General features: G+C 71.4%; 12 protein-coding genes. 8 read left to right on the forward strand and 4 right to left on the reverse strand.

Annotated features, from left to right (window positions below):
- Positions 1–247: 247 nt before the first annotated feature.
- The 7 genes from WME85_RS39020 to WME85_RS39050 all read left to right on the forward strand — a co-directional run bounded on the left by WME85_RS39020 (position 248) and on the right by WME85_RS39050 (position 7,522).
- Positions 248–391, forward strand: a complete 144-nt coding sequence (locus tag WME85_RS39020) for a hypothetical protein (RefSeq protein ID WP_437828443.1) — start codon at positions 248–250, stop codon at positions 389–391.
- Positions 392–627: 236 nt separating this feature from the next.
- Positions 628–1,404: a phosphoenolpyruvate--protein phosphotransferase gene (locus WME85_RS39025; protein WP_437828445.1), complete on the forward strand. Its 777-nt coding sequence runs from the start codon at positions 628–630 to the stop codon at positions 1,402–1,404.
- A 400-nt stretch (positions 1,405–1,804) separates the two neighbouring features.
- Positions 1,805–2,551, forward strand: a complete 747-nt coding sequence (locus WME85_RS39030) for a hypothetical protein (protein WP_437828447.1) — start codon at positions 1,805–1,807, stop codon at positions 2,549–2,551.
- Positions 2,552–2,560: 9 nt separating this feature from the next.
- On the forward strand, positions 2,561–3,046 hold the full coding sequence (locus tag WME85_RS39035; protein ID WP_437828449.1) for a hypothetical protein: 486 nt from the start codon (positions 2,561–2,563) through the stop codon (positions 3,044–3,046).
- A gap of 102 nt (positions 3,047–3,148) precedes the next feature.
- On the forward strand, positions 3,149–3,484 hold the full coding sequence (locus tag WME85_RS39040) for a hypothetical protein (RefSeq protein WP_437828452.1): 336 nt from the start codon (positions 3,149–3,151) through the stop codon (positions 3,482–3,484).
- A 603-nt stretch (positions 3,485–4,087) separates the two neighbouring features.
- Positions 4,088–6,388: a CapA family protein gene (locus tag WME85_RS39045; RefSeq protein ID WP_437828454.1), complete on the forward strand. Its 2,301-nt coding sequence runs from the start codon at positions 4,088–4,090 to the stop codon at positions 6,386–6,388.
- Positions 6,389–6,601: 213 nt separating this feature from the next.
- Positions 6,602–7,522, forward strand: coding sequence for a M23 family metallopeptidase (locus WME85_RS39050; protein ID WP_437828456.1), 921 nt, complete (start codon positions 6,602–6,604; stop codon positions 7,520–7,522).
- A gap of 130 nt (positions 7,523–7,652) precedes the next feature.
- Here WME85_RS39050 and WME85_RS39055 read toward each other — a convergent pair whose 3' ends face one another.
- From WME85_RS39055 to WME85_RS39070, 4 genes are all read right to left on the reverse strand, one after another.
- Positions 7,653–8,597, reverse strand: a complete 945-nt coding sequence (locus WME85_RS39055; RefSeq protein WP_437828458.1) for an RluA family pseudouridine synthase — start codon at positions 8,595–8,597, stop codon at positions 7,653–7,655.
- Positions 8,598–8,602: 5 nt separating this feature from the next.
- Positions 8,603–10,075 carry a hypothetical protein gene (locus WME85_RS39060; RefSeq protein ID WP_437828461.1) on the reverse strand — a complete coding sequence of 491 codons (1,473 nt, stop codon included), beginning with the start codon at positions 10,073–10,075 and terminating at the stop codon, positions 8,603–8,605.
- A gap of 61 nt (positions 10,076–10,136) precedes the next feature.
- On the reverse strand, positions 10,137–11,729 hold the full coding sequence (locus WME85_RS39065) for a hypothetical protein (protein WP_437828463.1): 1,593 nt from the start codon (positions 11,727–11,729) through the stop codon (positions 10,137–10,139).
- A gap of 223 nt (positions 11,730–11,952) precedes the next feature.
- On the reverse strand, positions 11,953–13,290 hold the full coding sequence (locus WME85_RS39070; RefSeq protein ID WP_437828464.1) for a Stp1/IreP family PP2C-type Ser/Thr phosphatase: 1,338 nt from the start codon (positions 13,288–13,290) through the stop codon (positions 11,953–11,955).
- A 223-nt stretch (positions 13,291–13,513) separates the two neighbouring features.
- Here WME85_RS39070 and WME85_RS39075 point away from each other — a divergent pair, with 223 nt between their 5' ends.
- Entirely contained in the window at positions 13,514–14,233 is a 720-nt protein-coding gene (locus tag WME85_RS39075) for a hypothetical protein (protein ID WP_437828466.1), read from the forward strand.
- Positions 14,234–14,309: the final 76 nt, after the last annotated feature.

Genomic DNA, 14,309 nt, shown 5'->3' on the forward strand with positions numbered 1-14,309 from the left:
GCGCTTCCAGAGTACGCGACCGTCGTGTCGCGCGTCCCGGCACGAATTTGATGGCGGCTTGTCTTTGTCAATCGCGGGAGCATCCCTCAACACTCCTCACGACATCAGGGCCACCCCATGTCGCGCCAACACGCACGACGCCCTACGCCGGCGCCAGCGTGAACGTCGCCTTCGCTCGTCGCCGGGCGCCGGCGGCTTGAACGGCAGAATCGTTGCACTTGCTCGTTTCGACGAATCAGGGGCGGGCATGAAGAACTGGGAGCCGCTCGTCGTGAAGAAGCTCGAGGCGACCGACCTCGGCGATGACCCCGCCCACGATCTGGCGCACATCACGCGGGTGGTCGCGACGGCTAAGGCCCTCGCGGCGACGCGCGGTACCAGGGTGCAGTGAGCGCGCGCTCCGCGACAGGTTCCGCCCGGTGGGGGGACCGCCGCCGACACGTTCCGTCCGGTGGGGGGACCGCCGCCGACACGTTCCGCCCGGTGGGGGGACCGCCGCCGACACGTTCCGTCCGGTGGGGGGACCGCCGCCGACATGTTCCGCCCGGTGGGGGGACCGCCGCCGGTGTGCGCCGGAATCTGGCCATCGCCTGGACCTGCCCCTCGAGGCCGCGATAACAAGGCCTCATGGGAAAAGCCGCCTTTCTCGCCCGCCGGCTCCCGCTGAGCGGGTGTATCGTCGCAGGGACCAAGCTCGCCGCCCACCGGGAGGCGCTGAAATCGAAGAAGATCAAGCTCTCCGCCAAGGTCGAGACCTCGATCCAGTCCGTCCTCGCAGCCACCGAGGCCCTCCAGGCGCTCAGGAGCACCGACGCCACGATGACGGAGATCGATCGCGGCACCGACCGGTGCATCGGGGCGTTCGGCAGTGTGCTCGATAGCATCGTGCGCGCGTTCGACCATGAAGGCATCCTGCCGCTCTCCGACGAGGAGGCCACGCGCCGCGCCGATGCGGAGTTCGTGCGATCCGAGGTGCTGTCATCAGGCACCGACTTCCTCCGGCTCGTCCACTCCCAGCAATGGGTGCGCATGAGCACGTTGGTCAAGGCGCTCGACCGCAAGGAGGTGAACGCCGCGGTGGAGCGACTCGGGCTCTCGGCCGAGGTAGGCCGGCTGCGTCGCTGGACCGAGCTCTATGGCAGGAAGCTCGGCGTCACCGAGGCCAGGGGCGCGGATCCGGCCGTCAAGGCGGTCGAGGCGTGGCACGAGGCCTACGGCGCGCTCATGGTCCACGTGCACGCCGAGTACGATAACGACAGGGACGAGACCCACGCGCTCCTGCGCGATCGCCTGCTCTCGCCGTACGAAGACGCGGCCGAGGAAGAGCGGCGGGCGCACCAGCGGGCACGCGCCGCCGCCAAGAAGAGGAACGACGAGGCCGAAGCCACACCCGATCCGATCTGAAGGGCCCGCGCCCTGCACGGCCAGCAAGCGCAGCGACCGGCATCATGCGCACGAGGCCGCCGCCCTCTCTAGTCACCTGGCCCGCCACGCCAAACGACCTCCCAGCCGACGGATCGAACCGCACGTTACATCGCGACACGGCGAGGCGCCTTCGGCGCGCCGCTGCTCCGTCCAAAGATCAGTGGAACCGCCGCTGCTCTCTGGCGCTTGCCTCCCGCTGCGACGCAGCGAAGTGGCTAGGGTTGGTCCGGCCCCGCGTCTGGTTTGTTCATGATCGAGGTTCGTCCCCCCCAGCACGTGAAACGCGTCGATGGCATGGTGTACGTGCGCGCCGTTCAGGTTGCCCCACAACGCCGAACCTGTGTAAGATGAGCTACCAAAAAGGGGGGGGGAGGGCACGATGCGCATAAGATTGCAGAGGCAGCTCCTTGCGGTGATGGGGCCGGCCATCGTCGGGTACGCGATGGTCCCGGGATGTGTCATCCGGGTGGGCCCTGGCACGGGAGGCGATGACGACTCGGCGCCGGAGGGCGTCCCGGTCCCGGAGGAACCGGCACCGGACCAGAGCGTGGAGGAGCCGGGCCAGGAGACGAAGACACCGGAGGAGCTGGCCGAGGAGGCATTCATGCGGGGTGACCCGCAAGAGCTCGCCCTCGCGTCGACGAAGGCGACCTTCACGACCTACGCCTTGGCCGGGATGATCGAGTCGCTCGGCCTGGACCCGGCGACGCTCGACGAGGCCGCGCTCAGCGAGCTCATGACGCAGTACATGCCGGCGGCCGCGGAGGAGGCCGAGCGGTGGCTCTCGATGCTCGATCCCTCGACGCTGCCCCTCGGCATCACGCCGCGCTACCAGTGCACGGACGAGTTTGGGTGTGTCTACTCTACCCCTTGCAAGCACGCCATGTTGGGATACTCCATACCGTCCGTGAAGCACCTGTGTTTCGTCACGGACTGCGGCGATGCCCGGTGCAGCACGTGCCCGACCTGGATCGGCGAGATCCTGTCCCATCTCGCGATTCGCGCTTGGTGCGCGTACGTCTGCGTGGAACAAGGTGTGTACGATGGTAAGCCGATCGCAATCGGCGCTGGAGGAATCTCACCGATACGCAATACGTTTATCGGCCCGATCTGCAAAGCCCCGTGAGGAAGATCCATGCCCCAGCATGCAGATGAAGAGCTGCGCAGGGCCGCGCTGGCAGCAGCCCACGAGCTGGCGACCAAGGAGCCAGAGCGGTGGAAGGCATCATGGGACGAGCTCAACGACGTGATGGGCACGCTGTTCGGGGTGCTCAACCTCATGTACGCCTTCGCGGCACCACGCTATCTCGCGCGGGGAAATCCCGACAAGCGCCCCACGCCGGAGCAACTCTTCGGGCTCTTCGACAAATACATCGCGCTCCTCGACGGTTGGAAGCGCACGACCACCAACCTCCACGATCATGAGTTCCTGCGCACCGAGGACGCAACCCGCCGGCTGCGGGCGCTGCTCGAGAGATGGGCGTGGAGCCTCGAGGCGCCCGCGCCCATCGTGCAGGCCGCGCGGGACTGGCTCGCGGCGTACGGGGAACACGAACCCGCCGAAGGCTGGGATCAGTGGCTGGGGCCTGAAGAGGACGAGAGACCTGGACCGAAGGGATGACGCCGCGAACTCGACCATCAAACGGCTTCGCTCGACAGCTGCCCGCATCAGCCAGGCTCGCGCCGCGATGACCACTACCACGCAGCGGATCAGGGCGATACCGTGATGCAGGCGCTCTGCGCGCTGATGATCCTCCTCGGGCTGATCACCCTCGGCGTGGCCGCGCTCGGTCTCCATGCCCTCGTACGGCGCCGGTGGGGCCGCGGGACGACGCTCGGCCTCCTCGCCTCCGCGGGAGGTGTCGTGTGCGGCGCCTTGCCCGTCGTGCTCGCGTCCGCCGTCGCATCAGGCAGCGCGGACGCCGCGCAGGAGGCCCAGCTGCTCGCAGAGACCCTCGCGACCTTGCTGAACTGCGCCGCGGCGGGGCTGCTCGCTCTCCCGCTTGGGGGCATCGTCGCGCTGGTGAGCTTGGCCTTCGGGCTGGGGTCGCGCCGATAGACCGACGAGGTACTCTCAAACGCCCTGCTGAATCGCCCTCACCGGCCATCGCCGGTGTTGCGGCGTCCGCATGAGATAGCACCCGAACAACGCGGCGTGTACGAAACGCCCTGATGGCCCGCCTCGATGAACGGCGTGGCAGAGGCGGAGCTGCTCCGCGCTCTCTACGTGCGCGCTACCTGCCCGCGGCCGTACGCCCCTATGCGACACAGGCGCGCATCACCACAGCACGCCGTCCATGCGCATGCCTGCACGCGCAGGACACCTTGCCAGACCTACAAGACAACAAATCGCAGGCCGCTCCGCTCGAGCCCATAGCAAACATCGACTCAAGCATGATAATCTCACACCGATCATTTTTGTCTCAGGCACCAGCGTTGAAACGGAACGAATCGTGCATGGGTCGGCACCCTCGCGGACTCTCCGGCGAGGGCTGAGCGGCGGGTCGACGCTCGCGCCCGCGTCGTCGGCTTTGGGCACTTCGGAATCTGGTTACGCAGCGCAGCTGCGCGTGGTCCCCGACGGAGCTCTGCTCTGGCTCCGTCATCATATCTCGTCGATGTGGCCCGTCCTCCGACAGGCCCCAACAGACCGGGAGCGTTCATGGCAAGAAGACCCGTCATCCCTACATTCACGTCCCGATGGCTGTGCGCGTGCGCCGCGCTCGGCGCCTCGCTCGCCGCGGGCGACGCGCTGGCGGCGTACCGCTTCGACGCCACCGAGGCGGCGTTCGACGCGACGTACGCGGCGGCACCCATCGATGTGACCGGCGTCGTCGTCGACGAGGCGGGGTCGCCGATAGCGGGCGCCGAGGTGACGGCGATCGGCTGGGGGAGCGGCGCGGTGAACCACGGCGAGCTCGCCTTCACCGACGACGACGGCGCGTTCACGCTGGCGGCGCTCGCGCGGCGCTCGGTCCTCCTGCGCGTCGAGGTCGACGGGTACTACAGCGAGATCATCCCCGCCGATCTGCACCGCCCGCTCGCCGCGGCGGCCGCCGACGTGGGCCGCGTCGTCCTCACCGTGCAGCGCCCGAACCGCGCGCGGATCCTCGTCGGAGGCGACACGATGTTCGGGCGGCGCTTCATCGACAGCGACGAGGACGGCGTCGAGGGGGAGGACGGCGACCTGATCCGCCCTGGCACCCGCGAGGCGGACGCGCGCGCCATCCTCTCCTTCATGCGCGATGTCCTCTCGTCGGCTGACTACACCCAGGTCAACCTGGAGTCGCCGGTCACGGCGAACCCGGAGACGCCGCACCCCTACAAGTCGTTCACGTTCTTCTCCTACCCCGAGGCGGTCAGGGCGCTCGCGCTCGCCGGGGTGGACGGGGTGAGCCTCGGCAACAACCACATGTTCGACTACCTGGACGAAGGCGTCGCCGACACGCTCATCGCCGTGCCGAACGCGGGGCTCGACTGGTTCGGCGCCGGCCTCGACGAGACGATGGCCAAGGGCACCGTGCTCTACCGGACGATCCGCGGCGTCGACGTGGCCTTCCAGGGGTTCAGCCAGATCGTGAACGACGGGACGACGCTGACCGAGTACGCGCTCACCGCCTCCGACGGGCCGCCTCCCAAGCCCGGCGCGCTCGAGCTGAGCCTCACCGAGATCACTGACTTCATGAAGACGGACGCCGTCGGGCGCTTCGCGATCCCGGTGCTGCACGGGGGCACCGAGTACAGCGACTATCCGACGTCCGGCATGCGGCGGCGGTTCACCCAGCTCATCCAGATGGGCGCCGGCATGGTCGTGGCGCACCACCCGCACACGATCCACGGCGTCGGGCTCTACGACGGCGGCGCCGGCCCCCGCTTCATCTTCATGTCGCTCGGCAACATGGTCTTCGATCAGGACGTCTTCGAGACGTACCAATCGTACGTCGCCGTGGTCGACATCGACGAGGACGAGAGCGGCGGCCGCGCGGTGCACCGCGTGCAGCTCATCCCGTTCCAGAACGAGGACTACGTGCCGAAGCTCGTGGGCGGCGCCTGGCTCGGCCGCGCGAGCCGCCACATCGGCCACCTCTCCACGACGCTCCCGGCGGCGGCGGTGGCCGGCGACGCGGCGGACGGCCTCACCGGGGCGGTGGTGTTCCAGAGCGGCCCGCGCGCCGCCGCCGTGAGCGCCCCCTCGCAGTACACGACGACCGAGCAGGTCGAGACGCGGAGCGTGCCGCTCACGAGCCGCAGCACGGGGCCCGTCGCGCACCTGCGCTCGGACGGCGCGGACTCGCTCGCCGCCCTCCGGACGAGCGCCGCCGCGAGCTGTGATTACGGCCGGGAGATCATGATCTACGGCGACTTCGAGGACGGCGACATCGACGACACCTCCCACGAGGGCTCGATGTGGTCGATGAGCGAATACCGCTACATCGAGAACAGCGTCGTCCACGGCGGGACGGGCGCGATGGTGTTCCTGCGCAAGTCGAACAGCACCTCCGAGGTGTCGACCTACATGAACAACCGCATCAAGTTCGAGCCCGGGCGCAAGCTGACGCTGAGCGGGTACCTGAAGGGGGACAACGCCGGGCAGATGCGCGCGCAGATCTACTGGTACACGAGCGGCGGGGCGAGCGTGTCGAACAGCGTCGTGTACACGCGCGCGGCCGGCACCTACGACTGGCAGCGGTTCAACGTCGACCTCACCCCGCCCGCGACCGCGGGCTCCGTGCGGGTCTACTTCAGGGCGGCCGCGCCGCCGAGCGGCGAGGCCACCACGTTCCTCGATGACGTGTCGCTCATCGAGTGGGAAGGCACGGTCGCCGACGGCTCACTCGGGTTCGCTTTCGCGACGCCGAACGACTGGAGCTTCGTGCGCTGCACGGCCACGAGTACGGCGCTCACGAGCCTCGGCGTGACGTTGACGCACAGGTCGTACGCCCTGGCCCCGGCGACGCCCTGAGGGCGCCGCGCGGCCCGAGGCGGCGCCAGACACGACGCACGCGAAGCACGCGACGCACGGCCGGAAGCGAGGGCGCGACGTCGCGAGCCCCGCACTCTGCCTCACGGCCCCCCTGACCTCGACTTCTGTGCTCTGCTTCGATACCATGAGCGGGCGGCGCTGCGCCGTGGACTCGACACCTGCACCGCGCCTGCGCGCCACGGACTCGCCACCATGAAGCCCTCGCGGAAGCCATCGTATCTCGCGCCGCTCCTGGCCCTCTCCGCGGCCGTCGTAGGCTGCGGCTCGGACCCCGAGGGCCCAGACCTCGTGTGGCCGATCGGGGGGACGGACGAGATGCAGCCGATGTCGTCGAGCTTCGGCCCCCGCCTGCAGGCCTCGCGCGACGGCGTCTACGACTTCCACCGGGGTATCGATATCCCCACCGTCATGGGCACCCCGGTGTACGCGGTCGCCGCGGGGAAGGTGACGCGCGCCGGGCGCTACAAGGACTTCGATGACGTCGTGGTGCAGATCGACCACTGCGACCCGCCGGGCGCGTGCTTCTACAGCACCTACGTCCACCTCACGATGCCGCTCGTCGAGGCCGGCGACGAGGTCGGGCGCGGTCAGCACATCGCCTACACCGGCCTCGCCGCGAGCAGCCTGTTCCCCCACCTGCACTTCGAGATCCGCGAAGGAGGGACCGAGAAGGTGTTCTGCGTGCACCCGCTCCGCTTCCTCCCGACGCCGGGCGGGCTGCCGCCGGCGCTCGTCGCGCGCCGCACCGACGACGACGCCACGTCGACCGTCTCGGTCGAGGTCGAGACCACCCTGCCCGGCATCTCCCCGGGCCTCGTCGAGGTCGCCGTGGCGACGTCGAGCCGCTCGACCGGGGAGGTCATCGAGGAGCGGACGTTCAACTACGACGAGTGGAACCGCCAGTACACGGACGAGGGAGACGCGGCGGTCATCGACCAGGAGAGCCTCGGGGGCATCCGGATCGAGCCGGCGAAGTTCAACGCGCAGTCGTCGACCTACGTCATCGCGTTCCGCTTCAGCAACCTCGAGGGGACGGCGTCGGCCGACGACCTCCGGATCACGGCGCGGGCGCGCGACGTGAGCGGCCACGTGGTCGAGGTGGACGCGCCCTGAGCCGGCGCGGCGCGCTCGGCGGAGGACCGAGCGCGCGCACGGCAGCGGAGCGCGACCGCGCGCAGGCCGGGGCGGCGCCACCGCGCGCGCTCACCGCGACGGCCGGGCGACCGCGCGGCGCGGCGACAGGTCAGGCCTCGCCGACGAGCGCCGCCATGTCCGCGGGCAGCGGCGAGGTCACCACGAACGCGGGCACCACGTCGCTGCCGCCCCAGCCGATGTGGTGCGCGTGCAGCGCGTGGCGGCCGAGCCCCTCCACCGCGGGCCCCCCGTAGAGCACGTCGCCGGCCAGCGGGTGCCCCACCGACGCGAAGTGCGCCCGGATCTGGTGCCGCAGCGCCCGCGGCGCCCGCGCCTCGACGAGCTCCCAGAGCCCCACCTGCCGCACGCGTTTGTACATCGTCGCGGCCGGCCGCGGCGCGTAGCGCGCCACGTCGCGCGGGTGGATGCACGGATAGACCCGCTTCTTGTCCTTCGGGTGCGGCGCGAGCGGCACCTCGATCGAGCCCATCTCCGGGAGGTCGCCGATCTGGCAGATCAGCAGGTAGCGCTTGTCGAGCCGCCCCTCCTTCAGGCCGGCGCCCAGCGCCGCGAACGCCTCGCTCGTCCGCGCCGCCAGCACGAGGCCGCTCGTGTCCGTGTCCAGCCGATGGCACAGCCCAGGCTCGCGCGGGGAGAACCCGATGGCCGCCATCTCGGGGTACCGCGCGACCAGGGCGTTCGCGAGCGTGCCGCGCTCGCCCGGATCGAGCGGCGCCGTCGGCATCCCCGCGGGCTTGTTCACCACCACGAGGTCGTCGCGCTCGAGCACCACGTCGAGCGGCACGTCAGGGTCCGGCGTCGCCGCGCCGGAGGCCTCCGTGGGCTCGACGTCGATCTCCAGCACCTCGCCCGCCACCGCGACGTCGCCCTTCGACGCGCGCCGGCCGGCGCCGCTCTTGCCCGCCCCGAGCACGCGCACGCGCCCCTCGGAGAACAGCCGCTTCGCGCCCGCGCGCCCCAGCCCGGGCAGCACCTGCACGAGCAGCTTGTCGAGGCGCGTCCCTGCATCCAGCTCGGTGATCGTGATCTTCATAGCTCCTACGGAATCGCCCCCTGCCACCCGAGGCCGAGCGCGGGCGCCCGCCGGCTCCCGACCACGCTCTCTCCTATCACTCCCATCATGGGCAGGCCGAACCGGTTCCACGAGGGGCTCGCGGCGCGGACGCCAGCGAACGCGGGGCGCGTCACGTACCACGCGACGCCCGCCCCGAGCAGAAATCCTCCGGCGGCGGCGCCGACCCAGGCGCGCTGCTGGACCTGCGTCGGGGACTCGAAGACGAGCGGGCTGGCGAGCGCGGCCGCGCCGAGGCCGCCGAGCAGCGCGCCCACGTCGATCGTCAGCACCTGGGCCGCTGTCAGATCGAGCTGCGTCGCCGCGGCGGCCGCCGCCAGCCAGCCGAGCGCCGCGCCGTAGCCCATGCCCGCGATCGGCGTCCGCTGCACGTCGCCGCGCGCCGCCCACTCGACCAGCCCGCCCAGCGTGAGCCCCAGCCCGCCGCCCGACTGCGCCATCAGCGCGCCGCCCTCGGACATGCGGCCCAGCGAGAGCCCCAGCGCCGCCAGCGTGATCCCGGCCGTCCCGCCGATCAGCCCGGAGGCCCAGCGCTCCTGGTCCGGATCCTCCGCGTGCTCCGCGAAGCGGCCCTCGTAGATCAGGTGGCCCGCGAGCGTGGGCCACCACGTGCCAGACCCGAGGTACCACGCGTCGGCCACGCCGACGTCCCACTCCTCCGCGATGATGATCGCCCCGCCGAGCCCGATGCCCGCCCCGACCGCCAGGAGCGGGTAGAGCAGGCGCGGATCGTCCGAGCCGCTCGATCGCTGGATCGAGAAGCCCACGAGGCCGCCGTAGAGCGTCGCGTTCGCCGCGAGCGTCGCCTTCCCGAGGCTGCGCGCCGGCGTGGCGAGGCGCCCGCGGCACGGCTCGGAGCAAGGCGCCTCCTGGCCGAGCGGCGGGGCCGCGCCCGCGCCGCCGTCGAGCTCGGCCACGAGGTCGCGGAGCATCACCGCCGCGCGCACCGCGAGCTCGTCGCGCGCGACCCGCTCCACGCGCACCCGCAGCGACCGCGCGCCGCCGGAGGCGAGCGCCAGCCTGAGCTCCACGTCGTCGCCGCGCAGCTCGAGGCTCGGCGCGATGAAGAGCTTGTCGCTCGAGCGCGCGCGCTCGATGAGCTCGGCCTCGTCCGGGCGCGCGCGCGAGGCGGCGCGGCCGGCCAGCTCCACCGACAGGCCGAGGTCCTGCGCCGTGTCGGAGAGGAGCGCGTCCAGCGCGCTCGCGAGCGGCGCCCCGCGCTCCGCGGCCTCGGGCGCGAGCGCCGTCGGGAGCACGACGGTCGGCCTCTCCGCAGGCGCAGTCGGCGCGGGTTGCGCTGCCGCGGACCCTGCGGGCGAGGCCGCCCCGGCAGGCTCGGCCGACGCGGGCAGCGCCGGCAGCGCGACGACGAACGCTGGCAGCGCCGCGGTGAGCGCCAGAGCGCGCGCGCGACCGCGGAGGTGCCAGGGGTCGATCATGGGTCGCTGCTTCGGCCCCGGCGACGCGCGCCGCGGTGGCCACCGCCGCTCGGGGCGTCGATCAGAACATGAAGGTGCCGCTCGCGAAGAGGTCGAACGTGTTGCTGTCGTTGACGTAGAAGCGGCGGCCGACCGCGTTGATGGTCGGGCGGTAGTTGGGGTTCGGGCTGCCGGTGACGGTGAAGCTCCCGTCGTCGTTCTGGCGGCGGCACGGCCCGGCCGTCGCGATGCTGTCCTTGTACTGCGAGTTGCACGGCTGGTCGCCGCCGATGCCGTGCCCCTGATCGTGGCGGAAGCCGACGCCGAGCTGGAACTTCACGAGCTCGGCCGCCCTCCACGTCACGCTCGCCGAGCCGCGGTACGAGCCGTACGGCTGGACGTCGCTGAGCCCCGTGAAGTACGTCCGCTGCGAGCCCTCGTCGATGACCGACGGCGCGCAGGCCCTCGGGTCGCCGCTCCTGCACGCGGTCACGTTGTACGCGTCGTTCGCGCGGAACGCCGACCACTGCGGCTGCCGCAGCGAGCCCGCGTCGGTCGAGCCGAGCGCGTCGAAGAGCTCGGAGTAGTCGCGCCCCTCGGAGTGGTACTCGCCGGTGAAGCGCAGATCGAACGTGAGCCCGGTGAACTTCTCGCGGTTCTCCCAGGGGTGGATCATCAGGCCGAGCAGCACGGTGCCGACGAGCGGCGGGTGGTTGACCAGCGACGTCTTCAGGTCCGTGAGGCCGTAGTCGCTCGACTCCTGCTGGAACTCGAACAGCGCCTTGAACCCGCCGTACGGCTCGACGTACTTCACCCGCTTGGACAGGAAGGTGTGCACCTCGAGGCCGATCGTGCCGCGCGACACGCCAGGATCGCGCTGGGCGACCCGCTCCCCCTCGAACGGGACGGGGGTCTGAGCTCTCACATCGCTCACGCCGTTCCGGTTGATGTCCGCCGGGTCGGCGCACTTCACCTGCCCGCTCTTCGGCGCCTCGGTGCAGGCGTGCATCGGCTCGCTCACCGGGAAGCGCCCCTCGATCCCGAACAGCCAGGTCGGCTTCGTCCGGTCGCGCGCCTGGTTCATGATGTTCACGTCGAGGCCGGCGGCGAGGTACTCGATGCCGCTCCGGTTCGGCGACGTGAACGGCAGCGAGAACAGCTGCTCTCCCGGGGCGCCCGCGAGCACGACGCTCTGGTGATCGGCGCTGCCGTCGAGGCCGGTGAGCTCGCGCGAGTTGTTCAAGATGAGCGGCATCCTGAGGTAGAGCGCGAGGTCCCGGTAGAGGCCGACGTCGAGGCGCATGTTGAACTTCGACGTCGCCTCGCTGTAGCTCGCGACGTTGAGCAGGTTCGACGTGTAGCCGCCCGTCGACAGCCCCGCCCCGGCGATGCTCGTCTCGCGGCGGATCTTCGCGCTCTTCGTCGCGTGCTCGAAGCCGAAGCTGAAGTTCAGGTCGAAGGTGTCGCCGTCGTCGAAGGCGTCGACCACGCTCGTGATCTCGCCCGTCTCCATCATGAGCCGCGGCTCGGTGGCGCTACGCGGCTCGTCAGCGGACGCGGGCGGCGCCGCGAGGAGAGCCGCCGCCGCGACGGCGAGCGACGCGAGCGCCGAGCCTCCATCCACGCTGATGGAGACGCGAGCAAGATGGCCTTCGCCGTACCTTCTGCGGTGCATGCTCATGGTTATCCGTCGGACGGACGCTACCGGCCGGGGCAGGAGGGTGTCAATCCGCGAATCGCTCGCCCGGCACGCGCGGCCGCGCCCCGTCGATCTCCCCGTCGCCTCCCCGTCGCTTGGCGGGCGCGGCCGCCGGGATCCCGCTCGCTCCGTCCCCCGTGTCGGGTCGCCGCCGGCGGCGCGGGCGGCGGCGCGAGGCGCGCGGGCTCAGCGCGCGGGCTCAGCGTGCCGACGCGCGCTCCTCGGGGGCGAACGGGCTCTTCCCCTCCTCGCTGTCGGGGAAGATCTCGCTCGTGATGTCCTCCGCGGCGAGCTCCTCGCGGGCGGTGGTCAGGTCGCGCGACGTCTGATCGAGCCGGTCGGCGAGCACCCCCAGGAACTGCCAGAGCAGCTTCACGGCCAGCTCGTGCTCCTTGCGGAGGATCTCGAAGAAGTCGGCGCGCCGGACGGCGATGAGCTCGCTCTGCTCGACGGCCGAGACGGTGGCCGAGCGCGGCATGCTGCGGATGAGCGCCATCTCGCCGAAGTGCTCGCCCGGGCCGACCTCGCTCAGCACCGCGTCGCCGCGGACGATCCGGACGAGGCCCGAGAGCACGATGAACAGCTCGTCGCCGCGATCGCCCTCGCGGACCACGATCTGGCCGGGCTCGAACGAGAGCACCTCGGCGACCTGCATGACCCGGAGCATCTCGCGCTCCTGGAGGCGCGCGAAGAGCGGCATCTTCGCGAGCACGTCGCGCTTCAGGGCGAGCAGGCGGGCGCGGACGCTGTCGCGGTGATCGCCCGCGCCGAGCCGCACGAGGACCGCGGTGATGTTGTCCTTGCCGCCCTTCTTGTTCGCGAGATCGATGAGGCCGTTCGCGGCGACCTCGCCGTTCTCCTCCTCGAAGAACGGCTCGAGCTCGGCGGTGTGGGCGATGTAGCCGTGGAGCCCGTCGGAGGCGAGGAGGAACTGGTCGCCCGGGAGCACCTCGATCGTGAGCGTGTCGACCTCGACGCGCTCGTAGACGCCGACGGCGCGGGTGATCGCGTTCTTCTGCGCGACCTTCTCGATCTGATCGCGCGTGAGCTTCCCGCGCTTGATCAGCTCGTTGTAGACGGTGTGGTCCTCCGTGACCTGCTGGATGCGGCCCTCGCGGAGGAGGTAGATGCGGCTGTCGCCGACGTGCGCGATGTAGCCGTGCGAGCCCGCGATCAGGAGCGCGGAGAGCGTCGTGCCCATGCCGCGCTTCGTCGCGTCGGCCTTCGCCTCCTCGTGGATCCGGGCGCACGCGCGCTGGACGGCGTGCTCGAGGAGGCTGAGGACCTCCTTCATCGCGGCGCGCCGGACGTTGCTGCGCGCCTGGTTCTCGATGAGGTCCCGCTCCTTCTTGAGCTCCTCGTGGATGATGCGGACCGCGAGGGCGCTCGCGACCTCTCCCGCGGCGTGTCCGCCCATTCCGTCGGCAACCACGAAGAGCGCGAGCTTCTTGTCGACGAGGTAGTTGTCCTCGTTGTGGTCCCGCATGCGGCCCACGTCGGTGGCCGCATAAAACCTGATGTTTTCGGACAGGCCCATCGGTTCGGGCAGGCTACCCGAGGGCGCGGGAGGAAATCACTAGCGATTGCGCCCACCGCGAACTGGCCTACCGCCGCCCGTCCTCCGCGCACCTCGCCGCGCCTCGCCGCGCCCGGGACGTGCCTGCGCTATCGGGAGATGCTCGGGGTGCGGGTGGGGGATCGACCGCGTGGCGGCCGCCGCGAGCGGCGGTACATTCGGAATGCGCAGAACAGGAGGCTCGATGCGGCTCGTCCTCTTCGATAACACCGACGTCGGGTGGGGCAGCTCTCGGCGGCCGAACGGCGCGCGCCGGCGGCGGGAGGGCGCGGCGCTCGAGCGCCGCGCCGCCGCCGAGCCCGAGGACCTCGAGGTCCTGGGCGAGGCGGTGGGCGCGACGATCGGGCTCACGCCGATCTGGCGCGCCGGCGCGTTCCTGCACCGCCTGACGGGCGCGGCCCATACGTGGCACGCCGCCTCGAGGTGGGACGACGCGCTCCTGTGGGCGGCGCGCACGGCGCGCGAGCGCGGCCGGAAGATCACGTCGCTGCAGGCGTGGGGGCACGGCGGCTGGGGGTACATGCGGCTCGGGGAGACGCGGCTCGACGAGGACGCGCTCCGGCCCGGCTCGCCGCTCGACGGGGCGCTCGACGCCCTGCGGGGCGAGCTCGCGGGCCCCGACGCGCTCGTGTGGCTCCGCTGCTGCAGCGCCTTCGGCCACACCGGCCAGGCGTTCGCGAAGGCGCTGGCGAGCCGGCTCGGCTGCCGGGTCGCGGGGCACACATACATCATCGCGTTCTACCAGAGCGGGGCGCACTCTCTCCGCCCGGGCGAGGCGCCGGGGTGGGATCCGCGCGAGGGCGTGCGCTTCGCCGGCGGGGCGCCGACCGGCGCCCTGTGGTCGTCGCGCGCGGCGCCGAACACCGTCTCGTGCCTGGCGAGCGACCTGCCGCCCGGCTACTGACCGCGGCCGCGCGGTCGTCGTCAACCGCGTGGCCGCGCGGCCGGCTCCCGGCGGCGACGGGGCCGCTCGCGCTCGG

This window comes from Sorangium sp. So ce1153, from assembly GCF_051521595.1.
Lineage (GTDB): Bacteria > Myxococcota_A > Polyangia > Polyangiales > Polyangiaceae > Sorangium.